Below are 21,216 nucleotides of genomic sequence, written 5' to 3' on the forward strand. Positions count from 1 at the left end.
CGGTTTTACTTAAATTGATTTTTGTGTTCCAAGACATACCTTCTGCCCTCAATCTCGATAATAGTCGGTACTTCCTTCTTTACTTTTTTCACATCAATGATTGCTTTGTGTTTTTGACCTTTCTTCGGTGCAGGGGGAGCTTGCTGGGGCCGAAAAGCAAACGGCCTTTTAACCTCCCCCATCCTTGCCTGATGAAACAGGGCCAAGAAAACCTCATCAGGTTCTCTGCTGATGTTTTCCGCAATCTCCCTTACTTCCCAGCCGCTGTTCCACTGCTTGGTTATCTGCTTGAGCTGCTCTTTCGGAAAAGCAAGCTCCAGATCTTCCAGCACATACTCATAACCGCCTGTTTTAGGCAGGATTGGAACTCGGTCTGTGGTCGCTGTATTCATGCCAGCCCCCGCTTTCTCATCAGCTGCCGTGTTTCTTCTGCGTTGGGAACCGCCCTATCTGCTACTGCGCTTTTATGTTCATTCCACTGGAGCCATTTGCGCTCCGTTTCCTCCTGTCTATCTTTAGGGTCAAATACCATCACGGATTTCATTCCTGCCCACATTAGCGACCACCTTCTAACAATTCAGGATGTTGGTAACTGTTACCGATCACCTTGCATTTGTGTGCATTATCTAAATAATCATATTGCGCATTTCCGTCTATCGAGTAGTAAACCAAGAAAGCAGCATGCTCTGGCACGAATTTCACGTCAACTCGTATCCCTTCCGGACTTTCTAAAATGTGGCTTTCGTAGATCTCCTTGCCGTTCTTGTCTTTTAGGCCTGTGTATTGACTCATTGTTTTATATTCAATTGGAACCATATCCCACAAACTGTTGTACATATACCAAGTTCCTCTGATATGGAATGGTTGTCTATATATCCATTTTTTACAGTTCATTACTTTTGCTCGATATTTAATCTCCCTCATCAAACCGCCCCTTTCTTGATCACTTCATCAATCGTCACCTGGTTCTTCCAGAATTCCTCATCCGCCAGCGCCTTCAAATGCTTTTAATAGCAGACAGGGCCATAGCCCCGCTCGATGCTTTTCTTATCTTTGAGCTTTCGATTACACCTTTCGCAAATAGTGCTCTCTATCATCCTTAGAACTCCTTCCGCCGATAATCTCTGCCGTTCATTTTTATGATTTCGGTATTCTCCATCATCCGGGAGAAATTACGCTCATTGATTTGCGCCCGCAGTTCTTTACTGTTCAAGTTGGTTGTGTAGATTGTTGCTTTGCCAGATCGGTCATCAAATATTTCAAACAGCTTTGTGTTGGACCATTCGGTGTGATGCTCAGCACCTATATCATCCAAGACCAATAGATCCACCCGCTGAATAACTTTCAGCAACTCATCCTCGGTAATATCATTGCTGTTATATGTCTCTTTGATTTTTGTTAAGAGTTTGGGTAGGGACAAAAACAAGCATTCTTTCCCTTGCTTCATCAAAGCCTTGGTAATGGATACGGATAAATGGCTCTTGCCCGTTCCGTAACTTCCGTTCAACAGCAGGTTTTTCTTCCCGTCAAACTCGCGAATGTATTCAGCTACCTGTTGTTTTGCCTGAGCCAGCTCCTGGCTAGTAGACTGATAGTTTTCCAGAGTAGCCGTTTTTAAAGAGTCATTAATCAGAGAGTAATAATCAAAGAACTCCCTCATTTTCCTTGTTCGCAGTTTCTCTCTGTTTTCCTCAGCCTCCTGAGCCAATCGGATATCCTCACATTTACATCCATAATCAGCAACTATCTTTTCACCTTTTCGAGGTCCTCGAGGGATGAGAAGCTCTTTTTGTGTAACTGTCCTCCTGCACCCCTCACATTCATATGTCTGGATCAACCTCTCTTCCGGTTGGGCCATCTGAATATGTTCCATGTATCCCGCCTCCTAGAAACCGTAATTGTAGCCATCGTCGTCTGCTTCAGATTTTTTTCTCCGGAAAGGCACCGTGTTACTTCTCCGCTGGACTTTGCCTTTTTCATGAGCCCTGACTTCCTCAATCGTCCTCAAACCCATGCTCGCCCACTCTTTCCATATCTCTTCAATGTATCCATATGTGCGTCCACCTTTTTGGGCAGCCAACTTCATTCCGGCAATTACTATTTCATCTCCAAGATCCTCACACCATGAAATCAGTGAATCTCTCAAAATAGGTTTGAGGATTCCGAAGTTTTCCTCGTAGACCTGGAATGGGTTAGGGCCTCCTCCTTCTGCTGCTTCTTTATTATCATTCTTTACATTCTTATCATTCTTGTTTATATCCACCGACTGTGTACTCACTGTGTAATTACTGTTACCATCTCCGTTTTCCACCTGATAGGATTCCCAATTAATCAACGTTATGAGTGTGTATTTTCTGTTACCATCTCCGCTACTTATTGAAATCATGTTTTGTTTCTCTAACCATGTTAAAATGCTCTTTATTGTCTTTGGATTTGGCTCTTTCCATGCCCCTTGTTCATAGTAGCCGACCTGAGTTGCTATCTTTCTCATTGATGTTAAATGTTGCCCTTGCTTAATTGTCATAAAAGATCCATCCCGCATCGGCACTTTGTTCTCTTTATGGTTAACCATGTATTTCAGATATTGCCACACTCGATGATAAAGGGGTGGCATCAACCATATATCGCTGTTCAGTTCCTTCCTATAATCTTTGATATATCCTTTCACTAATACACACCCCTTTGATCATCTAATCTCTCGGAATCTCACAAACCGCCAATCTTCCTTTTACCTCTAAAACGGTATATCCTGGATAATTACGCATATAATGTAGGATACGCTGTTTTAATTCTTGTTCTGTTTTTGATTGCTCCCAGAACTTGTCCGGGAGCAGCACTTTTGATTGGTTATGCATTCTCATCTATCAGAAAATCCGTTTCCCCTTCACCTTCCGTAGATTCTCCATCAATGAAGTCATTCGGAGGTGCTTCCAGGAAGACATCATCATTCGGTGTAATGTCTTTAATATCCCTTGCAGTTCCCCCGTCATGTTCTACTTGCTGCTGTATCTCCACACTGATGGGCAAGTATTTCCACATATGCCGGATCACTGTTTTGTTTGCCATTTCCTCATAGTAGTTGTTCCAAGGACTATATTTTGAACGACCTCCAGGGCTAGCCAACCTACGCTTTTCAATCTCTGCTTTCGGCATGAACTCCATTTGATAACCGCCATCTTTAAAATGCGCTACAGCATAAGAACCGATATACTCCCCTTTGTCACTTTCCATCGTAGGTGTGTGTTTGAGCTTTGGATCGAGCCCTAATTCATACTCAAAAGCATCATTCTCATAAACAGCATGGGCATAAATCGACTGAATGTGTCCGGAACGTCTTGCCAGATCAATCATGCCCTTATACCCGATAATGAATTGAACCTCTGTGATGCCTTTTTTATTGTTTTTAAACGGCAGAAGGTAGCATTGACCGAGAAGACCTGGTTCCAGCCCCAATTGTGCTGCTTGCATTACTCCACCTAATAAACCACCCATATCCGCATTTCTAAGTTCTGGAGTAGTCCGGATAGTCGTCATGGTTAACCGCATTAGCCTGTCAACGTCCATATGCTTAGGCAAAGCTTGTTGCATTTGCGGTGCCATTTGCTTCAGATAATCCTCTATGGTTTTAGGCTTGTCCTTTGCAGGAGCACCACCCTTGTTTTGTTTTGTTGCCATTTGGTTTTTCATTTCATCTACTGTAGCCATTCATTTTTCCTCCTGTTTTAGATATTTTCTGTTTCTGTTTCTAAGCACTTAAAGCAAATAGATGAATTGCTTCCATCTGATTTGAATCCTTGTCTCGTAAATGTTTGTTGTATTCCGTCATCATTATCTTCTTTCTCTACAGTGACAGGTAATTTTATTAATGTTGTCTTATCCTCGTGACATTGAGGGCAGATAAGCATTTAAATAGCCTCCTGTTCAATTTGTTTAATAGTCAACCGTCTGGATGACGATTGCTTGGTGTACTTTTCCGCGATATCTGGAAGCTCTTTTTTCAGAGCCTTTGTATCAATCGTGTTTCGTTTGATAGCTTTGTGCTTAACTTCGAATCGTGGTGTAACTCCCGTTTCAGCTTCCCCGATCATCAGCTTCAGCTTATTTTCGTATTCTTTCTGGAGCGACTGCTTTTCTTTTACTTCCAACTTGATACTTTCAATCGCTTCGATCAGCATTTCTGCATCATCCGACTTGAGCATGATCGTATCTCCGTTGTCTTCTGGGTACATCTTGTTAAGTAATTCTGCTGCAGACTTTGACCCGTCAATCTCCGGAGGAATTTCTTTTAAGACATGTTCTTCCCAGAAGTTTTTCTCCTCAGCGATCATGTAACCAATAAACTCGTCATCACGATCAATTTCTTTCCATACGAATTTCTGACCACCGATTAAAACTGCAATGTATGCTTTTTCATAGCCCAGGACCGCCATATAATGTTGCAGCTGGCAGATATAAGCTGGAGGAATATGCTCCTCCTCCCATGTATTGGAGTTAAATGCGTTGGTCGTCTTGCACTCCAGCAATGCTTTTTCTCCGACCACATCACGATCAATGTTGGCAATCATAAATTCGTATTCAAGATGCTTGAACGTTTGGTTACGGCGACGGACCTTTTTACCTGTCCGCCGTGTGAATTCCTCTGCTACAACGTCCTCGAGAACGTTTCCCCAGTGAATTGCCTCATTGTCTATTTCTTCAACCCGATCACTTGTTTTATCAATGTAGAGCTCAAAAGCTGACTTCCAAGGGTTGAATCCTAAAATTGCACTAGCATCACTTCCGCCAATTCCGCGCTTTCTATTCCACAACCATTCTTGCCTTGTCATTTCCGTTGTGTTTTTCGTCATATTCAATCCTCTCCTTTCTCGTCTAATTCTGATTCAGCTTCCAGGAGCTCTTCGTATCTATCTTTATCAATTAAGTGATAGTCCCCTAGATCAACAGTTAAATAGAGTTGCTGACCTGCATTATTTTCACCGAGATCAAAGGAATCCCATTCCGTTCCATCCGCGGTCGTCATTTCAATCTCCACTTCATAATCCATATCGTAATCAAGTAAGTTTTCAATCAATTCCTTTACTGTCATTACTTAATCCTCCTTGTGTTTAAGGGAGCAAAAACGTATAATGTACATACAAGATGTTGAAGAAATTCTCCCTATCGTGAGTCCATTGCCGTGGGCTCTTTTATTTTGCGATTCTGTAATCTCCACCGTGCTGTTCCAGTATTTGAATAGCATCGGTGGAGAGCTCCTCTACTAGATAAAACTCGTCCTGATAAACTAGGATCTCATCTCCCTCGAAAACCTCGTTTCCTAGCGCATCTGTTCCATACTCTTCTCTCCTGTCACTGTACGGGTAGCCAGTTTTAATCGTGCGTGTGATTGCTGGATGCTCCATCTTTATCCCTCCTCCCCGGTGCCGGTCGCACCTTACGAGTCAAGAACACATAAGCCAGGGAGGGGACTCTGCGCTCTTGGCCCCTAAGGCAAGACCGAGCTTGCCTTGTATTTCAAGGGATGATAAAATTGGATTGACCGATTGACCAGCCTGTGTTGCCGCACAGGCTATTTTTTTGTAAACTCATAGGCTGCTTTAGCCCCTTTATGGATTTCCTTAAGCCGAATAAAATCTCTATCTTCCGCATCTGCATCCTCCATCCTGCTCCCCAAATACGCGCAGAAGAACGTGTAAAATGTCGCTCTTTCCTTTAGGTTTAGACCTTCTATCCATTCGGTTAAATTTTTCATGTCGTCCTTCCTATCCGAATATGAGAATTAACGATGTGTAAGCAATTATTCCGATGATTAGTCCGTAAAACCACAACCAATCCGATAAGCAAATCTTCTTTTCTCCAAAGAAATACATATTCAACTTTTTCATTTCAGCAACCTCCTAAGCGGTAGTCAGTGCGAAGTATATAAACACCAAGCTCAAAGCGAATAAAATGTAATAGGTCCATTTACCCTCAGCTATTCTGTTTCTCAGATAAATGCCTCCTCACTAATTCAATGTTGACCCCAGCAGCATTTAACTCGTTTACCATTTCAAGTCGGCGATCTGTGGCTGTTTTCTTGTCGCTCATTTTTGACAGCTCATGTATAGACTTCAATAGATCGATGGAACGATGCTTTGCCATTTCGATGTCTCCAGCAAAAACGTTATCCATAACATCTGATAATAAATCCATCACACACCAGTACTCTTCACTCGCCCGTTTAATATCCTCCGGTAAAAAATGATCTTCTATTTTCATCCAATCCACCCTTTTGCCTTCCATTCCGGTGTCCGTTTTCTCATACAATCTTTAATGGAGATCGGGTAAGTCTGCTCCAACCTGGCCAGAAAGGAATTTATGGTTGTTTGTACATCCAGCAGCTCCTTGACTCCGTCCTCAATTGCCCCAATGTCATCTTCATCTGCATAATCTGGGCTCTTTACTAGGCTTACCTTATTGAAATGCTTAATTGCCTCATCCGCTTCCCGCTTGAAGACTTCCTCCAAGGCCAACCGATGCCATTCAATCGCTTTATTTGCCGTAGCTAATGGTGTTATGTAGCCATTAGCTGTTTCTCTCGCTACTTCAAAGCCGTATTGTGCGTCTGAATAATAAGTGACACTTTCCTTCATCAAATCTTCTGTCATGTTTCTTCTGTCGTTTTCTAGATGAGAGACGAGCTGCTTGCTAACATGTAGGTCGTTAGCTATATTTTCCTGCGTCAACCCTTTGCGCAGACGCAGCCCTTTGATAGATTTTCCTGCCTTCATTTTTCATCTCTCCTTTTGTATTCATTCAGTGAATCATCAATACAGAAATTAATAGTATGATAGAGTCATAGGTTGATAGGATGCTTGCTCATCCCGGGCTTCGACATTGTTCTCTTCTTGCTCGCGGATCCAAGAGTCAATCGCTTCTTTGGAAAACATAATCCGGCGACGAATCCTGAAATGTGGTATCTCCTTTTGCCGGACCATCGTGTAGATGGTGTCAGTATGGACACCAAGGTATTCTGCTGCTTCCTTGACGGTGTAGCGTTGCATTAATATCACCTCCTTTAATTTTGGGAGATCGGAACCCGATTCCATGAAACTTATAAATGTAAATAGGACGCGCGATATTTCATTTCTCTTTCGACATCGTCCAAGATATCGCTAGCTTCTCTAAAAGTAATTTTTGTTTTTTTAAAACATCAATTATCTCTTCAACAACTTCTCGGCGTTCCTCGGTAAGTTCGGGAGCGTCGGGAATAAATGAATATCTATTTGACAATTACATAGCCTCCTTAGATTATTTGCTTTTCACTATTAAGCGTTACGCTTAAATTATCTTCAAAAAAAATGCGAACATCTACTTCTAAAGCCTCAGCAATCTGTTGTAATGTTTCTACATCAATTTTGCTTCTTCCTTTAGAAATGCCTGTATACCAAGCAGAAGTCTTATTACACTTGTTAGCGATGTGCGTCTTGGTGACTCCTTTCCGTTGTCTAATGAGTTCTATTTTTTCATGTATCTTCATATTATTTCACATCCTTTCTTTATGCGTTTCGCTTAACTTATTTTTCAGTATAATTAAGCGTTATGCAAAAGTCAATAGTTTAATTAAATATATTTTGCTTATCGCTTAAAAAGTTAAACGTCACGCTTAAAAATGGTATTATATTCTAGAGGTGTATTAAATGAAAATTCTAGGTAGAAGGCTTAGAGAAGCTAGGAATGATGCTGGTTACAAGCAAATAGAGGCAGCTGAAAAATTAGGTATATCAAACGGGACTCTTTCAGGTTATGAAAGAAATTATAGAGATCCAGACACAGAAACCTTACATAAGATGGCGGATTTATATAATGTGAAAGTTGATTGGCTCGTTGGTAGAGACAAGGAATACGAATCCGACAAAGAAAAAACATACAATTCCCTTGCAGAAATGAAAAAAATGTTGGAAGATTATGGTATTGAAGATTTGTTCTTCCATAACATTGATGATTGGAAGAACCTAACTCCAGAAGATATAGAGGAAATACGAAACCACTTCGAGTATATTGCCCACAAGGCCAGGAAAAGGAAAGAGAAGGAATAATATCACGGTTTAACAGCCGTGTTTATTTATAAATAATACATAGTTATAGCGACCTAGGCTAAAAGGGGGAAATTATTTTGAAGAAATTTATGAAGTTTGGATGTTTAGGGGTTATCGGTCTAATTGCACTTATTGTAGTAGTAGCAGTTTTTTCAACTGGTGGGGAAGACACAGAAACATCTGGTACTAATCAGGGAGAAAATCAATCAGAGGAAACTACAAATGACCAAAGCAGCAGCGAGGATGAAGATGCAGCAGAAGAAGCATCTTCCGAGGAAACTTATTCAGTCGGGGACACTGCTGAAGTTGACGGGGTGCAATTCACTCTAAAGAGCGTAACAACTACCGATGAGAGAAATGAGTTTGCAGAGACTGATCCTTCCCAAGTAGTAAAAGTTGAATATGAGATTGTAAATAATAAAGAAGATGAAATTTCTGTTGGTGGAGATTTACAAGCTTATGACGGCACTGGCAATCAGGTAGAATCTTATCCGCTCGATAACACAATGGGAAGTTTACAGCCTGGGAAGAAAATTCAGGGAGTTGAACACTTTGGCATTGAAGAAGGGCCAATCGAAATTTACTTCCAACCATTAGTATCTTTTGAGGACCCAGCGATATTCACAGCTGAAGTACAATAACTTAAAGAGGTGTACATTAACTTGTACACCCTTTCTTATACATTAAATCAGAACGTATATTTCATAAATAACAAGAGACGATGTTAAGATATTTATTTTAGGTAAATGAAATAGGTGACTTCAATGGATGAAGATAAGTCTTATATACAATACTTCTTTAATATTCTAAACTTAAGTTTTGGATTAATTATAGGAGTTGTTACAATTGCCACTTACGTAAACACTAAATCATGGAAAGACGTATGCATACTATTAGCATTATTTCTAATACTGAGCCTCTTAATTACTTCGTTTAAGATTTTAAAGGATAGGAGGAGTATTAAGGGTGATTATGACGAGTTACATAAACAGCATATAGATTTAAAACAAGAGAAAAAAAGTATTGAGGAAAAATTTGATAAGCAATCAGCCCAATACGATAAAAATATTAAAGAGATAAACAAACATAAGGAGGTAACGCATGTTGTAGAGACTTTAGTTAACGCTAGCTCTCCAGAAACAATTGAAGGGAAAAGAATTATAAACACCCTAAGATATTCAATTGAAAAAAAATTAAAGGATAGTGAATAATATGGATTTTAAAGTAGTAAAAATTGTAGATGAATATTTAGTAGTAGTGGATTATGGAAGAATACATAACGCAGAATCCGATGATATCCTTGAGATTTTCCAAGTTGGTGAAGAGGTGATTGACCCAGAAACTCATGAATCATTAGGAACATTGGATATTATTAAAGCAAAAATAAAGGTTTTGAACGTATATGAAAAGATGTCGCTTTGTGAAAGTAATGAATATACTAGGGTGAACTCCTCTGCGTTAAATAACTTTAATAGTACACTTCTTTCCATTTCTCAAAGTTTGACAAGGACTGAGCAAAAGGCATTAAATGTTAACACTAAAGAAATCACAGGCGGATACTCAGAAGGCAATAAAGGTTATATAAATCTTAAAGATCCAGTAAGAATAATCCATTCAAGCTTTGAAGAACGTCAAAAAGAAGAGTAAGGCTCGTTCATTTCATATTGCCTTTGTAGTTCATACTCAGTACACCACTTTAATTGTTTAGTAATAAAGTGTGTAATCATGTTTGTCTTTTCTTCAGTAGAAAAAAACAAGAATCCTGTTCAAATAAATACATGAAATAGAAATTCCTTCGTTCAGATAATCTTTTAAAGTATTATCAATACTGATATGAAAAGAAATTAAGGCCTTTATTTCTCCATTTGAGATAGTATTTAAATTTAAGCTATCCATGTAATATCCCCCTATTTATGTCAATTATTTTGATTATATACAATTAAGTTATTTATTAAAAGCCCCATTCCACTTTTTGGGATGGGTGATTTTACACCCTTTAACCGAACATACATTCTGTTTAGGAGGTCTTTCATGACAAATCAATCTACACCGTTAGAAGATGCAATTGAGGAACTTTATTTAAAACTGGGGGTGGTGGATCCGGACCACCCTATCGATGATGTTGCTGAAAGAGCCGGAATTACGCTGTGTTATTTTAAAAACCCTCCTTTCACCATGAGAGGGGTAATTAATTTGGACCCGCGCCATTCTAAAGAAAAGCAAAAGGAAATTTTCGGCCATGAGTTATGTCATGCGTTATTCCACACAGGAATCCAATTAATCATGCCTGATGCTTTTCGATTAAAGCAAGAGTACCAAGCTAGGAATTTCGCTTTCCACTTTTGCGTGCCTACCTTCATGCTAAAAGACATAAAGCTGCCTAGACATAGAAATAAGGCTATATACAAGATTTCTCAAATATTTGAAGTGACGCCGGTATTTGCTGAAGAAAGACTGATCAGGTACGAGAGGCAGCTCATTGGTGCAGCATTTCACCAGGAATGGAACAAAAGTATTGCAATAGCAGAGAAAAATACTTCGGAGTATATTCATTCATCAACCAACATAATGAATCAGCTGTATTAAAAGGTAAATGTATTCAATATCTGTACTAAAAATACACAGGAAAACATTATGCTAAAGCTATTAATATATGAAAAGGAGATTGTCTGTATGTCACATGTAGAAAGAAGAGGGAAAAACAGTTTTCGATTAGTAGTGACTATCGGCTATAACGAAAAAGGCACACCCATCCGAGAAAGAAAAACAGTCAAAGCAAAAAATCAAACTGAGGCCAAGAAAATGCTCACCATGTTTGAATCTGAAATACTGACCGGTAAATATATTAAGACAGAGAATATAACCCTGCAAAGGTTGTACAAAGAATGGCTTGAGAACGTCACAGAGGACGACCTGGCGCCCCGAACCAAGCAAGAGTATATAAATATCCTCAACAAGCGTATATTGCCTCTGTATGGACATATGAAGCTTGAACACATTAAACCCATTCATGTATTGAACTTTGTGAACAGTTTAAAGAAAGATGGAGCACGCTTGGATGGGAAAAAGGGGCCCCTCTCCTCTTCCAGCATTAATAATTGTTACAAGGCATTCAATAGTATTTTGAGCTTTGCTAAAACGATGAAGTGGATTTCCGACAATCCCGCAGAAGATATCGCCATTCCGACCGTGCGACATGAGGAGACCGAAATATACAGTGTGAAGGAGCTGCTCACATTTGTTGAGCATTTACAGACGTTGCCCTTCAGATGGCAGGTAATAGTAGCACTGGCCCTCTCATCATCTGCCAGACAGGGGGAAATCGCCGCCCTCGAGGAAAAACATGTAGACTTTGACCGGGGAGGCATACACATCAATCAGGCTTTAACAGTGAAAAAAGAAATAGGCGTCACTTTGAAAGAAACTAAGAACAAGCGAAAAAGATTTGTCTCCTTGCCGGAAGAGCTTATGGTGCTGCTGAAGAAAATCATTCATATCCGTAAACAGGAGGATTTCAAGGCCGGTGAATACCGAGAGTGGCCAGGACATTTATTTCTGTTTACAAATGAGTTCGGAAAGCCGATTCGCCCTGATAGCATCAGTCAGTGGTGGGGACGGTTTATGGATAGCGGTGAATTTAAAGAGCTGGGATTAAAACGGATTCGCTTCCATGATCTAAGGCATACGTCCCTCACCTATTTAAGTAGTAAAGGGTTGCGGTCGAAGGCAGTACAAAATCGTGCTGGTCACTCCCGTATTACAACTACATTTGATATTTATGGTCACGGTATAGATGATGATGATCAGTTAGCTGCAGCTTATATCGGAGAAATGTTTAAAAAAGAGGCAAAATAGCACTAAAAAATAAATCCAACCCCAAACCAACCCCAACTGGGCAAAAATGGGGTTGGTTTTCTAATCTTCGTACATAAAGGAAAACCACCGAATCCCTTGTATGCCAAGAGTTTCAGTGGTTTTTGTTTTAGCGTCCCAGGCAGGATTCGAACCTGCGACCCACAGCTTAGAAGGCTGTTGCTCTATCCAGCTGAGCTACTGGGACATATCATTTTATTTTGTCTGGAGCGGGTGAAGGGAATCGAACCCTCGTCATCAGCTTGGAAGGCTGAGGTTTTACCATTAAACTACACCCGCATGGATCAAGATGATTATGTATTTATCGTACCCATATGAAAATGAATTTCCAGTCATTCCCGCAATTAATTTCCTGTTTTTTAAGCGGACAAGAATTATTATATGCCTACTCGTTGATTTTGTCAACACTTTATCCTAAATAAATTAAAAGCCTATGAACAGCCGTGCTGATCACAGGCGATTGATTACAAAGATACTCTGTATGTGAGGTCTTGAACCACTTCTCCACTAACCGTATAGAAAGTTACTTCGATCTCTTCAGAGCTTTCCCATTCCATAATAGCATACGTTTTCTCGCTGCGGTTCCTCGGCAGCCGGATGCTTCCGGGATTTATAAGCAATTGGCTGCCAAGTTTTTCTGCCCCGGCCAAATGTGTATGTCCAAAGCAGATCACCCGTGCATTCTCCTCTTCTGCCCGATATGCAATTGTCATGATGTTACCTTTCACATTATGCCGATGACCATGTGCTATAAAGAAGGTAAGACCATTAAAGGTAAGGGTCAGTTCCTCAGGGAAACGGTTGTCCATGTCCGTATTTCCACCCACCATATAAAATCGTTCCATTTCGGGAGCGTCCATTTCCAATTCCGAATCGCCACAATGAATCATATAATCCACTGTATGCCTTTCCTTAATTTCAACCAACTCTTCCGTAAGTCCATGGCTGTCACTCAGAATTAAAACCCTAGTCATATAGAAAACCCTCCTATTGTTCTCCCAACCAGTCTTTGAGCTGCTTCAAGGCTACAGCTCGGTGGCTGATCCTGTTTTTCTCTTCCTTTGACAGCTCAGCCATTGTTCTCTCAAAACCCCGCGGAACAAAAATGGGGTCATATCCGAAGCCATTTTCTCCAGATTTCCCATTGGCAATATAACCTTCACAAAATCCTTCCCGGAAGATTGTTTTCTCCCCTGGAACAGCGATGGCAAGGACACAGACAAATCTTGCCGTCCTTTTATTTCCCGGTACATCCACCAACTCATTCAGCACTTTGTTTATATTCGCTTGGTCATCCTTTTGTCCGCCTGCATATCTTGCGGAATATACCCCTGGTTGACCATTAAGCGCATCTATCATCAGGCCAGAATCGTCTGCCATGACGGGGACAGATAGCAATGATGCTGTCTGCTCCGCTTTCAGTGCCGCATTTTCACGGAAAGTAGTGCCGGTTTCTTCTACATCGGGCAATTCCGCCTCTAGGTCCAATAGTGACCGGGCATGTATCCCATATGCAGAAAATAATTCTTTAAACTCTTTTGCTTTCCCATCATTTTTAGTTGCAATAATGATCTCCTTCATCAGATGCCTCCTGGTTCTTCCATTTTCCATCACAACAACGAAAACGGATCTTTCATTCATACATTCAGCTAGGGGTGTCTCGCCTTCCTTATCCGCCTGTCCTATCCCTCAGTCTAACATATTTTCTTTCCCTTAATCATTATCATGCATTTATGCTGCAAATAAAAAAAGGCTGTAACCCAGCCCTTTTATAGATATTAGTTTCTTCGTATATTTAAGTTGAACAGCGTTTGCGAATGCATCTTCTGCTTACAGCTTTTCAGACGGCAGGAAAGTCTCGCCTGTTACCGGCTCGTCGTACACTTCTCCATTTTCGTTTACAAGCTGGTCCACATTCTCCACCTCAACATCCACTGCTTCTACTCCCTGCAATTCAGTCATCGTACGGACAATCGTTTCCATAACTTCGTCGGAAATCACCGGCTGGCCATCCTCCGCTAATAGTTCATGGGTAAACTTCAGTTCGAGTACCCCGTCTTTCAAAACTGGAGCAGCCGCTAACCCTGTCTGCTCATTAAAAACCTGTGTCACATTTGTTTGATACCCTGGACCATCGATTAGACTTTCCACAATAGAGGCATATATTTCTTCTTCCCCGCCTGAGACATATTGAGTTACTGGGACATAATATCGATTTTCGTTCTGCCGGGCAGGATAGTACATCGTGACTGGCTTGCTATCCACCAGGTCTACAGTATCCGAATCAGTGATATTAATGCCGTTTGATTTAGAATAACCTTCACCAAGAGGTGTACCATTAACAGGCATGGTTTCTAATGGAGTACCATCCATTCTGAGCTGCATCCTTTCTACATTTTCAAACTGTGTCAACGTGTAAGTCATTGCCTCTAGGATCTTCAGCTCATCTTCCGCTTTATAATTCGCAAATTCCTGGGATACATCCACCACTATGGTGCCATCTTCCTGAAGGTTCAAGTCGAGTATCTCCGTACCTTCAGGTAATACTGCCTGGAAGCCATTTGGCAGCATTGGAGTAATGGGCCCTCCTTTCACCAGATGTTGAAGTGCCTGGGAAGCTACTTCTTTTGAAGCTTCTACCGGCAATTCGAAAGTCTGAGAAGCTACCATTCCATTGGCATCAATTAAATATAGCTGCCTTGGAGCTGTCTCTGCCGCCTCTGCGGGTTCAACCTCAGTATCGGATTCGCCTTCCTCAGTGGCCTCTGAATCTATGTCTTCCAAATTATCAACCGGCTCAGCATTTTCCGGGGCATCCATTTCCTCCATCGACTGTTCTCCCTGAAAGCACCCAGCTAATATAAAGGCGAGAACTACTAGTCCTGACCATAGTATATGCTGTTTTCGCATGTACTTCCCCCCTATTGTTGGTTTGTACTATTATGTATACGAGCTAAGAAGGAAATTAGACCAATCAATATTGAATCCGTAAATGCTAATGCAAGTAGCGATAGTGGGGCTAAAAGATAACCATAGGGCGCATTGTCTTAGGGGATCCATCGAAAGAAAAAATAAAAAAAGTCAGAAGGCTCAGGTTCAGGCCTTCTGACTTTCCGCTATCTCTACTTTTTGAATGGTGAGCATCAGGGCATAATCTTTTTCGAATATACTCTTTGATATTTCAATAAAAATATCAAGATCACCCGTCGTATAAAACTGATGAATCGGGCTCTTTTCCCGCTTGCTGGATAATTCATGAACATCCAATATAGTACTTGTTTCTGCAGCTGTTTCTTCACTGGATGAAATAACTGCTACTGACTCCCCCATCACTTTCTGAATGGTGTCTTTAAGAAGCGGGTAATGGGTGCACCCTAGAATTAAAGTATCCATACCATTGTGCTTCATCGGCTGAAGTGTTTCTGCCACCACATTCTCTGCTTTTGGGCCTGTCAAAACCCCTTGTTCCACCATAGGTACGAATAGAGGGCAGGCTAGACTATCCACCATTAACTCGGGCTTTATTTTTTGCAGCGCCTTTGTATAGGCGGCACTGGAAACAGTCCCTTCCGTCCCTATTACACCAACATGATTATTTTGGGTATTTTTGATTGCTGCCCGTGCACCTGGCTGTATCACTCCTATTACAGGGATATCCAATTTCTCCTGAAGGTCGTTCAATGTAAAGGCAGTTGCAGTATTACATGCAATCACCAACATTTTAATATTTTTGTCCATGAGGAAATCAACCATTTCCCAGGTGAATTTTTGTACTTCCTCCGCGGACCTCGGGCCATAGGGGCATCTGGCTGTATCCCCTAAATAAATCAATTTCTCTTTTGGGAGCTGGCGCATCAGTTCCAGTACTACAGTTAAGCCGCCAACCCCAGAATCTATTACTCCTATTGCTCGTTCCACCTGTATCCCTCTTCTACATGCTTTATTTTTTATGCTTTTTCATTTCTGTATACAGTAAACCTAATAATTCGTTCAGATTTTCTGTCTGTTCATCCGTGAATCCCTCAAGTACTCCTCCAAGAAAGTCCTGACGCTTCTCAATGACTTCCTGTATTATGGTGCTTCCCTTTTCCAGCAAATGGATCCTCACGACACGCCTATCTTTTGTGTCCTTTACCCTTTCCACCAATTCGTTACGTTCCATGCGGTCGACTAAGTCTGTAGTCGTGCTGAATGCAAGACTAATTCGGTTGGATAATTCACCAATTGTGAGATCCCCCTCTTCCATCAACCATTGAAGGGCTATAAACTGTGGAGAAGTAATCGGGTAATTATCAAGAATTTTTCTCCCATTTTGTTTAATGATTCCTGAAATATATCGAAGCCTTTTTTCTAAATCTACTATTACATCTGTTGATAGATCGTTTTCCAACACAGTCCCTCCTAAAATCGGCATTCAACGTAAGGGACCACCTTTGCGGCGGATGAGCACTCACATTCCCATTTAGCAAATGATATTCATTGCTAAGTATTATATCAGAAAAAACACTTCGACAGAATAAAAAATTGGCTAACGACCTATTTACTGCCTACATACGCACCGATTAAACTTTTTATCATAAGCTATAAAGACTAAATAATTTCCCTTCATACGCAGCTCTATACCAGCAAGGAGGGGTTAACATTTGAAGGACAGCGAATACAAACCGAAGCAATTATTGACCAAAAGGGAAAAAGAAGTATTTGAACTCTTGGTACAAGACAAAACAACAAAAGAAATTGCCCAAGAATTATTTATATCAGAGAAAACGGTCCGTAACCATATTTCAAATGCGATGCAAAAATTAGGAGTAAAGGGGCGATCACAGGCTGTGGTCGAACTGCTTCGCATGGGAGAGTTAAAACTCTAGCTGGGTGAGATTCAAACCATGCGGTATGCATACATCTGAAGAGGTGCAGCCGCAGCTTGACATGTTGAAAAGCCGGTTTCACATCTGAAGCCGGTTTTTCACTTTATTTTTGGCCAACTCCCTACCTTTTGGTATTTGTATTTTATCTTTTTGTTAAGGTCGGCGCCATTCCCGTTTGTATGCATAATCCTGTCACGGCCCGATAAAGTTGCTTATCGTCAGAGTTACTACATATAACGGAAGTCAGAGGGGATATACAATGAGGGCGGAAGCTACATAAGTAGATTGTCCTTATCAAAAAGTATTTTGAAGACTCTTCACAGAGGCTGTCGGAGTCTCTGCTATGTAATTACACACTTACACTTTTTTTACACTCGCCAGGAATAAGAAATGACCCTAACCACTTATTGGCCAGGGTCATGATTATCTTTATTAATGTGCATTGTCACTACCGAAAAAGTTTTTGAATGCCTGGATGTTTGTCGCTCTGTTCATCGCAGCAATCGAAGTGGTTAGAGGTATCCCTTTCGGGCACACTTGGACACAGTTCTGTGCATTACCACAACCGTCTATACCACCGTCTTCCATTAGGCCGTCCAGTCTCTCACTGGCATTCATCTCCCCTGTTGGGTGGGCATTGAAAAGACGTGCTTGGGAAATGGAAGCCGGACCAATGAAATTGGATTTATCATTAACATTCGGGCATGCCTCCAGGCAGACGCCGCAGGTCATGCATTTGGAAAGTTCATAAGCCCATTGGCGCTTTTTCTCCGGCATTCTTGGCCCAGGCCCCAAGTCGTGTGTTCCGTCAATCGGAATCCAAGCCTTGACCTGCTTAAGGGCATCAAACATACGTTCTCTATCTACAATTAAATCACGTACAACGGGGAATGTATCCATTGGAGCCAATCGAATAGGCTGCTCCAATTCGTCCACCAGTGCAGCGCATGATTGTCTAGCCGTTCCATTTATAACCATGGAACAGGCACCGCAGACTTCCTCTAGGCAGTTCATATCCCAGTACACCGGTGCTGTCTCTTTACCATCGGCATTTACGGGATTTTCCCTGATTGCCATCAGACCGGAAATTACGTTCATATTCTTCCGGTAAGGGACATTAAATGTTTCTTCGTAAGGAGCTGAATCCGGACTGTCTTGTCTCGTAATGATAAAAGTAACCGTTTGTTGTTCTTCAGCCATTACTTCTTACTCCCTTCGCTTTTTTTGGTATAGTCACGCTTACGTGGTGGAATCAGAGAAACATCAACATCTTCATACCTGAATACCGGAGATTCCTTGTTGGCATCAAATTCCGCGATGGTAGTCTTCAACCACTCTTCGTCATTTCTGTCAGGGAATTCAGGTTTGAAATGCGCTCCTCGGCTTTCATTTCGATTATATGCTCCAATGGTTATTACGCGGGCCAGGTGGAGCATATTTTTCAGTTGACGGGTAAACATGGCACCTTGGTTGTTCCAACGTGAAGTGTCATTAATATTGATATTGTTCCAGCGTTCAAGCAACTCCTGGATCTTTTCATCTGTCTTTAGAAGTTTATCATTTTCGCGAACAACCGTTACATTATCCGTCATCCATTCACCAAGCTCCCGGTGAAGGCGATAAGCATTTTCTTCCCCATCCATATTCATCATTGCTTCGAACTTTTCTTCCTCTTCTTTGACTCTGGCATCAAACAATTCATCCGGCATATCATCTGCATGTTTGTCCAGGCCATCAATATACTTGATAGCATTCGGGCCAGCGACCATACCGCCGTAAATCGCGGAAAGTAGGGAGTTTGCTCCCAGACGGTTTGCACCATGCTGTGAATAATCACATTCACCCGCAGCAAACACACCTGGAATATTAGTCATTTGGTCATAATCAACCCAAAGACCACCCATGGAATAATGGACTGCAGGGAATATCTTCATCGGTACTTTGCGTGGATCTTCGCCTACAAACTTTTCATAGATTTCAATAATACCACCAAGCTTGACATCAAGCTCCTTAGGATCTTTATGTGATAGATCCAAGTAAACCATGTTCTCCCCATTTATACCTAATTTTTGATTGACACAGACATCAAATATCTCACGTGTTGCAATGTCACGCGGTACAAGGTTTCCATATGCAGGATATTTTTCTTCGAGGAAGTACCAAGGCTCTCCATCCTTGTAGGTCCATACCCGTCCACCTTCACCACGCGCAGACTCACTCATCAATCTCAGCTTATCATCACCAGGTATAGCTGTCGGATGAATTTGGATAAATTCACCATTTGCATATTTCGCCCCTTGCTGATAAAGCGTACTTGCAGCAGACCCGGTATTTATCATGGAGTTGGTAGATTTACCAAAGATTATCCCAGGCCCTCCGGTGGCCATAATCACGGCATCGGAACGGAACGATTTGATTTCATGGGTTTTAATATCCTGACCCACAATTCCTCTTCCTCTACCATCTTCATCAAGGACAGCACCGAGAAATTCCCAGCCTTCATATTTCGTTACAAGGCCTTCCACTTCAAAACGACGAACCTGTTCATCCAAAGCATATAATAACTGCTGCCCTGTAGTAGCCCCGGCATATGCTGTCCGGTGGTGCTGGGTTCCGCCGAAGCGGCGGAAATCCAACAAGCCTTCAGGCGTACGGTTGAACATAACCCCCATACGATCCAACATATGTATAATGCTCGGCGCGGCATCCGTCATTGCTTTCACCGGCGGCTGATTGGCCAAAAAGTCTCCACCGTAAACGGTATCATCAAGGTGGATAGAAGGTGAATCGCCTTCCCCTTTAGTATTGACAGCTCCATTAATACCGCCTTGGGCACACACAGAGTGAGATCGTTTTACGGGTACAATGGAGAATAGATCAACATTAACCCCTGCTTCAGCTGCTTTTATGGTTGCCATTAATCCGGCGAGGCCCCCGCCGACAACAGCGACTTTGCGATTACTCATTTTGGTAACTCACTCCCTAATTTCTTTATCTTTACACTCCGTACGCGAACGTGATCAATGATCTGATTCCAATATAGCTTACTCCCAAGAACACAAGAATTGTTGCATATGTAGCAATCTGTTGCGATTTAGGTGACTGCGTGAATCCCCATGTTACCAGGAAGCTCCATAGACCATTGGCAAAATGGAATACGGCTGATATTACACCAATCACATAGAACCAGAACATGAACGGATTCGCCAGGATGCCTTCCATCAAGCTATAGTCCAAGTCCGCATTTCCAAGCCCGATCTGTACGCGGGTCTCAAAAACGTGCCATGCAATGAATACCAGCGTAATAACACCCGTATAGCGCTGCAGTTTGAACATCCAGTTGCGGAAGTAGCCATACTTGCTTACATTGTTCCGTGCTGTAAATACAATGTAAACCCCTAAAATGGCATGAAATAAAATCGGAATGTAAATAACTACAATTTCCAGCAACAGTCTGAATGGCAGGTCATGCATAAAACCCGCTGCCGCATTAAAACTCTCCTCCCCATATACAGCAAAATGGTTTACAACCAAATGCTGCAGCAGAAAGATACCGATCGGGACTACCCCCAGCAGAGAGTGCAGCCTCCTATAACCAAACTCACGATGTTCTGCCATGATTCTCCCCCCTTAGTTTAACCTGATAGTTTTTGGTTGCGATTACATAGACAATACCACCGAAAATAGACAATTATCACTTTTTTTGGTTTATTGTCTAATAATGCAAAATTAATAACATGTTTATTGTACTTCTATCTTTATAAAGCGTCAAGAAAAGCCGGTTTAGATTTTGAGATTAAGAGAAAGAATTTCAGACGGATAAAATGGGCACTTGCTTAATGTGATATTTATATAGATAATATAGAATAGAAATAAATAGAATACTTGCTTGAGATACATTTGATACCGTTTAACCAGGAAAGGATGTCCCCATTGATACAAAAACAGGAATTAATTCAGCTGTCCCAGTTGGAAGAACTCCACACCACTGGAGCAGGTTATGATATATTGCGTTATATAGGCTTGCCGGAAATATTAGGTGCCGAATCCCATACACTTCTTTACTTTATGGGAAGAAACCTCGCAAGGAAATTTCAGATTGAACAACTGGAAGATATTTATTACCTGTTCGAAAAATTTGGGTGGGGAAAATTAGAGCTGGTTAAAGAGAAAAAAAGAGAAATGACATTCCACCTGCTGGCCGACGCTGTAGTTCGCCGGCTTAGTTCCACCTCCTTCCAGGCAGAGTTTCGTATGGAAGCAGGTTTTCTTGCTGAAGCCTTACATCAACTCAAGGACACGGAATGTGAATGCATAGAAGAAATCAATAAAAAAATTCATCAAGTGGAGTTTTCAGTCGTCTCCGCTAAATAGCAAAAGCAGCAATTCTCTTAATGAAT

32 protein-coding genes and 2 tRNA genes are annotated in these 21,216 nt (G+C 41.4%); 8 read left to right on the top strand and 26 right to left on the bottom strand.

The features are described from left to right. Positions 1-5: 5 nt before the first annotated feature. The 16 genes from ACFODW_RS09425 to ACFODW_RS09500 all read right to left on the bottom strand — a co-directional run bounded on the left by ACFODW_RS09425 (position 6) and on the right by ACFODW_RS09500 (position 7,516). Complete coding sequence (locus ACFODW_RS09425) at positions 6-392, bottom strand: hypothetical protein (RefSeq protein ID WP_390305682.1); 387 nt, start codon at positions 390-392, stop codon at positions 6-8. Beyond that, positions 389-556, bottom strand: a complete 168-nt coding sequence (locus tag ACFODW_RS09430) for a hypothetical protein (protein WP_390305684.1) — start codon at positions 554-556, stop codon at positions 389-391. The genes ACFODW_RS09425 and ACFODW_RS09430 overlap by 4 nt, the downstream gene beginning before the upstream one ends. Continuing rightward, positions 556-924, bottom strand: coding sequence for a YopX family protein (locus ACFODW_RS09435; RefSeq protein WP_390305686.1), 369 nt, complete (start codon positions 922-924; stop codon positions 556-558). The genes ACFODW_RS09430 and ACFODW_RS09435 overlap by 1 nt, the downstream gene beginning before the upstream one ends. Before the next feature lie 83 nt (positions 925-1,007). Then, the gene (locus ACFODW_RS09440; protein WP_390305688.1) at positions 1,008-1,097 is read right to left on the bottom strand and encodes a DUF6011 domain-containing protein; all 90 of its coding nucleotides are present in this window, start codon (positions 1,095-1,097) and stop codon (positions 1,008-1,010) included. Between the two features lie 2 nt (positions 1,098-1,099). Beyond that, positions 1,100-1,873, bottom strand: coding sequence for an ATP-binding protein (locus ACFODW_RS09445; protein WP_390305690.1), 774 nt, complete (start codon positions 1,871-1,873; stop codon positions 1,100-1,102). Between the two features lie 12 nt (positions 1,874-1,885). Beyond that, on the bottom strand, positions 1,886-2,524 hold the full coding sequence (locus tag ACFODW_RS09450; RefSeq protein ID WP_390305692.1) for a DnaD domain-containing protein: 639 nt from the start codon (positions 2,522-2,524) through the stop codon (positions 1,886-1,888). 323 nt (positions 2,525-2,847) lie between these two features. Continuing rightward, positions 2,848-3,705 (bottom strand): recombination protein RecT, encoded by an 858-nt coding sequence (recT, locus tag ACFODW_RS09455; protein ID WP_390305694.1) that lies wholly within the window; start codon positions 3,703-3,705, stop codon positions 2,848-2,850. Positions 3,706-3,905: 200 nt separating this feature from the next. After that, complete coding sequence (locus tag ACFODW_RS09460; RefSeq protein ID WP_390305696.1) at positions 3,906-4,847, bottom strand: YqaJ viral recombinase family nuclease; 942 nt, start codon at positions 4,845-4,847, stop codon at positions 3,906-3,908. 2 nt (positions 4,848-4,849) lie between these two features. Beyond that, on the bottom strand, positions 4,850-5,086 hold the full coding sequence (locus ACFODW_RS09465; RefSeq protein WP_390305698.1) for a hypothetical protein: 237 nt from the start codon (positions 5,084-5,086) through the stop codon (positions 4,850-4,852). Between the two features lie 100 nt (positions 5,087-5,186). Then, positions 5,187-5,399 (bottom strand): hypothetical protein, encoded by a 213-nt coding sequence (locus tag ACFODW_RS09470; protein ID WP_390305700.1) that lies wholly within the window; start codon positions 5,397-5,399, stop codon positions 5,187-5,189. A gap of 167 nt (positions 5,400-5,566) precedes the next feature. Beyond that, positions 5,567-5,749, bottom strand: a complete 183-nt coding sequence (locus ACFODW_RS09475; protein ID WP_390305702.1) for a hypothetical protein — start codon at positions 5,747-5,749, stop codon at positions 5,567-5,569. A 218-nt stretch (positions 5,750-5,967) separates the two neighbouring features. Next, a complete protein-coding gene (locus ACFODW_RS09480) occupies positions 5,968-6,255 on the bottom strand; it encodes a hypothetical protein (protein ID WP_390305704.1) in 288 nt (95 codons plus the stop codon). Further along, positions 6,252-6,767 carry a helix-turn-helix transcriptional regulator gene (locus ACFODW_RS09485; RefSeq protein WP_390305706.1) on the bottom strand — a complete coding sequence of 172 codons (516 nt, stop codon included), beginning with the start codon at positions 6,765-6,767 and terminating at the stop codon, positions 6,252-6,254. Before ACFODW_RS09485 ends, ACFODW_RS09480 begins: the two co-directional genes overlap by 4 nt. A 48-nt stretch (positions 6,768-6,815) precedes the next feature. Beyond that, on the bottom strand, positions 6,816-7,040 hold the full coding sequence (locus tag ACFODW_RS09490; protein ID WP_390305708.1) for a helix-turn-helix domain-containing protein: 225 nt from the start codon (positions 7,038-7,040) through the stop codon (positions 6,816-6,818). Positions 7,041-7,119: 79 nt separating this feature from the next. After that, positions 7,120-7,269, bottom strand: coding sequence for a hypothetical protein (locus tag ACFODW_RS09495; protein ID WP_390305710.1), 150 nt, complete (start codon positions 7,267-7,269; stop codon positions 7,120-7,122). A 13-nt stretch (positions 7,270-7,282) separates the two neighbouring features. Next, positions 7,283-7,516 carry a helix-turn-helix domain-containing protein gene (locus tag ACFODW_RS09500; RefSeq protein WP_390305713.1) on the bottom strand — a complete coding sequence of 78 codons (234 nt, stop codon included), beginning with the start codon at positions 7,514-7,516 and terminating at the stop codon, positions 7,283-7,285. A 160-nt stretch (positions 7,517-7,676) separates the two neighbouring features. Here ACFODW_RS09500 and ACFODW_RS09505 point away from each other — a divergent pair, with 160 nt between their 5' ends. From ACFODW_RS09505 to ACFODW_RS09530, 6 genes are all read left to right on the top strand, one after another. Further along, positions 7,677-8,075, top strand: a complete 399-nt coding sequence (locus tag ACFODW_RS09505; RefSeq protein ID WP_390305715.1) for a helix-turn-helix domain-containing protein — start codon at positions 7,677-7,679, stop codon at positions 8,073-8,075. Between the two features lie 77 nt (positions 8,076-8,152). Next, complete coding sequence (locus ACFODW_RS09510) at positions 8,153-8,716, top strand: DUF4352 domain-containing protein (protein WP_390305717.1); 564 nt, start codon at positions 8,153-8,155, stop codon at positions 8,714-8,716. Positions 8,717-8,839: 123 nt separating this feature from the next. Continuing rightward, on the top strand, positions 8,840-9,286 hold the full coding sequence (locus tag ACFODW_RS09515; protein WP_390305719.1) for a hypothetical protein: 447 nt from the start codon (positions 8,840-8,842) through the stop codon (positions 9,284-9,286). Between the two features lies 1 nt (position 9,287). Further along, positions 9,288-9,722 carry a hypothetical protein gene (locus ACFODW_RS09520; RefSeq protein ID WP_390305721.1) on the top strand — a complete coding sequence of 145 codons (435 nt, stop codon included), beginning with the start codon at positions 9,288-9,290 and terminating at the stop codon, positions 9,720-9,722. Between the two features lie 384 nt (positions 9,723-10,106). Beyond that, the gene (locus ACFODW_RS09525; protein WP_390305723.1) at positions 10,107-10,661 is read left to right on the top strand and encodes an ImmA/IrrE family metallo-endopeptidase; all 555 of its coding nucleotides are present in this window, start codon (positions 10,107-10,109) and stop codon (positions 10,659-10,661) included. Between the two features lie 87 nt (positions 10,662-10,748). Continuing rightward, positions 10,749-11,930 (top strand): site-specific integrase, encoded by a 1,182-nt coding sequence (locus ACFODW_RS09530; protein ID WP_390305725.1) that lies wholly within the window; start codon positions 10,749-10,751, stop codon positions 11,928-11,930. 131 nt (positions 11,931-12,061) lie between these two features. Here ACFODW_RS09530 and ACFODW_RS09535 read toward each other — a convergent pair. The 7 genes from ACFODW_RS09535 to ACFODW_RS09565 all read right to left on the bottom strand — a co-directional run bounded on the left by ACFODW_RS09535 (position 12,062) and on the right by ACFODW_RS09565 (position 16,341). Beyond that, positions 12,062-12,135: transfer RNA gene (locus ACFODW_RS09535), tRNA-Arg, on the bottom strand. Positions 12,136-12,153: 18 nt separating this feature from the next. Continuing rightward, positions 12,154-12,227: transfer RNA gene (locus ACFODW_RS09540), tRNA-Gly, on the bottom strand. Positions 12,228-12,412: 185 nt separating this feature from the next. Continuing rightward, a complete protein-coding gene (locus ACFODW_RS09545; protein ID WP_390305727.1) occupies positions 12,413-12,922 on the bottom strand; it encodes a metallophosphoesterase in 510 nt (169 codons plus the stop codon). Positions 12,923-12,935: 13 nt separating this feature from the next. Then, positions 12,936-13,529, bottom strand: coding sequence for an XTP/dITP diphosphatase (locus ACFODW_RS09550; RefSeq protein ID WP_390305729.1), 594 nt, complete (start codon positions 13,527-13,529; stop codon positions 12,936-12,938). Positions 13,530-13,778: 249 nt separating this feature from the next. Then, positions 13,779-14,858: a GerMN domain-containing protein gene (locus ACFODW_RS09555; protein ID WP_390305731.1), complete on the bottom strand. Its 1,080-nt coding sequence runs from the start codon at positions 14,856-14,858 to the stop codon at positions 13,779-13,781. Between the two features lie 186 nt (positions 14,859-15,044). Then, positions 15,045-15,866, bottom strand: coding sequence for a glutamate racemase (racE, locus tag ACFODW_RS09560; protein WP_390305732.1), 822 nt, complete (start codon positions 15,864-15,866; stop codon positions 15,045-15,047). 22 nt (positions 15,867-15,888) lie between these two features. Then, positions 15,889-16,341 carry a MarR family winged helix-turn-helix transcriptional regulator gene (locus tag ACFODW_RS09565; protein ID WP_390305991.1) on the bottom strand — a complete coding sequence of 151 codons (453 nt, stop codon included), beginning with the start codon at positions 16,339-16,341 and terminating at the stop codon, positions 15,889-15,891. Positions 16,342-16,591: 250 nt separating this feature from the next. Between ACFODW_RS09565 and ACFODW_RS09570 the strand changes: the two genes are divergently transcribed. Next, entirely contained in the window at positions 16,592-16,816 is a 225-nt protein-coding gene (locus ACFODW_RS09570; RefSeq protein WP_390305734.1) for a helix-turn-helix domain-containing protein, read from the top strand. Positions 16,817-17,248: 432 nt separating this feature from the next. On the opposite strand, the gene sdhB is transcribed toward ACFODW_RS09570, so the two are convergent. From sdhB to ACFODW_RS09585, 3 genes are read right to left on the bottom strand one after another with little or no spacing between them, the layout of a single operon-like run. Then, entirely contained in the window at positions 17,249-18,016 is a 768-nt protein-coding gene (gene sdhB, locus ACFODW_RS09575; RefSeq protein WP_390305736.1) for a succinate dehydrogenase iron-sulfur subunit, read from the bottom strand. Continuing rightward, the gene (gene sdhA / locus ACFODW_RS09580; RefSeq protein WP_390305738.1) at positions 18,016-19,782 is read right to left on the bottom strand and encodes a succinate dehydrogenase flavoprotein subunit; all 1,767 of its coding nucleotides are present in this window, start codon (positions 19,780-19,782) and stop codon (positions 18,016-18,018) included. The genes sdhB and sdhA overlap by 1 nt, the downstream gene beginning before the upstream one ends. A 31-nt stretch (positions 19,783-19,813) precedes the next feature. Beyond that, a complete protein-coding gene (locus tag ACFODW_RS09585; protein WP_390305741.1) occupies positions 19,814-20,434 on the bottom strand; it encodes a succinate dehydrogenase cytochrome b558 subunit in 621 nt (206 codons plus the stop codon). 306 nt (positions 20,435-20,740) lie between these two features. Between ACFODW_RS09585 and ACFODW_RS09590 the strand changes: the two genes are divergently transcribed. Continuing rightward, a complete protein-coding gene (locus tag ACFODW_RS09590) occupies positions 20,741-21,190 on the top strand; it encodes a DUF2507 domain-containing protein (RefSeq protein ID WP_390305743.1) in 450 nt (149 codons plus the stop codon). The last annotated feature ends 26 nt before the right edge of the window (positions 21,191-21,216 follow it).

Origin of the sequence: Virgibacillus sediminis, assembly GCF_042643265.1 — a bacterium.
Classification (GTDB): Bacteria; Bacillota; Bacilli; order Bacillales; family Amphibacillaceae; genus Virgibacillus_O; species Virgibacillus_O sediminis.

Bases quoted from the DNA above. Each gene is read 5' to 3' on its own strand.
- ACFODW_RS09425 (WP_390305682.1), bottom strand. From the start codon at position 392: ATGAATACAGCGACCACAGACCGAGTTCCAATCCTGCCTAAAACAGGC.
- ACFODW_RS09430 (WP_390305684.1), bottom strand. From the start codon at position 556: ATGTGGGCAGGAATGAAATCCGTGATGGTATTTGACCCTAAAGATAGA.
- ACFODW_RS09435 (WP_390305686.1), bottom strand. From the start codon at position 924: ATGAGGGAGATTAAATATCGAGCAAAAGTAATGAACTGTAAAAAATGG.
- ACFODW_RS09440 (WP_390305688.1), bottom strand. From the start codon at position 1,097: ATGATAGAGAGCACTATTTGCGAAAGGTGTAATCGAAAGCTCAAAGAT.
- ACFODW_RS09445 (WP_390305690.1), bottom strand. From the start codon at position 1,873: ATGGAACATATTCAGATGGCCCAACCGGAAGAGAGGTTGATCCAGACA.
- ACFODW_RS09450 (WP_390305692.1), bottom strand. From the start codon at position 2,524: ATGACAATTAAGCAAGGGCAACATTTAACATCAATGAGAAAGATAGCA.
- recT (WP_390305694.1), bottom strand. From the start codon at position 3,705: ATGGCTACAGTAGATGAAATGAAAAACCAAATGGCAACAAAACAAAAC.
- ACFODW_RS09460 (WP_390305696.1), bottom strand. From the start codon at position 4,847: ATGACGAAAAACACAACGGAAATGACAAGGCAAGAATGGTTGTGGAAT.
- ACFODW_RS09465 (WP_390305698.1), bottom strand. From the start codon at position 5,086: ATGACAGTAAAGGAATTGATTGAAAACTTACTTGATTACGATATGGAT.
- ACFODW_RS09470 (WP_390305700.1), bottom strand. From the start codon at position 5,399: ATGGAGCATCCAGCAATCACACGCACGATTAAAACTGGCTACCCGTAC.
- ACFODW_RS09475 (WP_390305702.1), bottom strand. From the start codon at position 5,749: ATGAAAAATTTAACCGAATGGATAGAAGGTCTAAACCTAAAGGAAAGA.
- ACFODW_RS09480 (WP_390305704.1), bottom strand. From the start codon at position 6,255: ATGAAAATAGAAGATCATTTTTTACCGGAGGATATTAAACGGGCGAGT.
- ACFODW_RS09485 (WP_390305706.1), bottom strand. From the start codon at position 6,767: ATGAAGGCAGGAAAATCTATCAAAGGGCTGCGTCTGCGCAAAGGGTTG.
- ACFODW_RS09490 (WP_390305708.1), bottom strand. From the start codon at position 7,040: ATGCAACGCTACACCGTCAAGGAAGCAGCAGAATACCTTGGTGTCCAT.
- ACFODW_RS09500 (WP_390305713.1), bottom strand. From the start codon at position 7,516: ATGAAGATACATGAAAAAATAGAACTCATTAGACAACGGAAAGGAGTC.
- ACFODW_RS09505 (WP_390305715.1), top strand. From the start codon at position 7,677: ATGAAAATTCTAGGTAGAAGGCTTAGAGAAGCTAGGAATGATGCTGGT.
- ACFODW_RS09515 (WP_390305719.1), top strand. From the start codon at position 8,840: ATGGATGAAGATAAGTCTTATATACAATACTTCTTTAATATTCTAAAC.
- ACFODW_RS09520 (WP_390305721.1), top strand. From the start codon at position 9,288: ATGGATTTTAAAGTAGTAAAAATTGTAGATGAATATTTAGTAGTAGTG.
- ACFODW_RS09525 (WP_390305723.1), top strand. From the start codon at position 10,107: ATGACAAATCAATCTACACCGTTAGAAGATGCAATTGAGGAACTTTAT.
- ACFODW_RS09530 (WP_390305725.1), top strand. From the start codon at position 10,749: ATGTCACATGTAGAAAGAAGAGGGAAAAACAGTTTTCGATTAGTAGTG.
- ACFODW_RS09545 (WP_390305727.1), bottom strand. From the start codon at position 12,922: ATGACTAGGGTTTTAATTCTGAGTGACAGCCATGGACTTACGGAAGAG.
- ACFODW_RS09550 (WP_390305729.1), bottom strand. From the start codon at position 13,529: ATGAAGGAGATCATTATTGCAACTAAAAATGATGGGAAAGCAAAAGAG.
- ACFODW_RS09555 (WP_390305731.1), bottom strand. From the start codon at position 14,858: ATGCGAAAACAGCATATACTATGGTCAGGACTAGTAGTTCTCGCCTTT.
- sdhB (WP_390305736.1), bottom strand. From the start codon at position 18,016: ATGGCTGAAGAACAACAAACGGTTACTTTTATCATTACGAGACAAGAC.
- sdhA (WP_390305738.1), bottom strand. From the start codon at position 19,782: ATGAGTAATCGCAAAGTCGCTGTTGTCGGCGGGGGCCTCGCCGGATTA.
- ACFODW_RS09585 (WP_390305741.1), bottom strand. From the start codon at position 20,434: ATGGCAGAACATCGTGAGTTTGGTTATAGGAGGCTGCACTCTCTGCTG.
- ACFODW_RS09590 (WP_390305743.1), top strand. From the start codon at position 20,741: ATGTCCCCATTGATACAAAAACAGGAATTAATTCAGCTGTCCCAGTTG.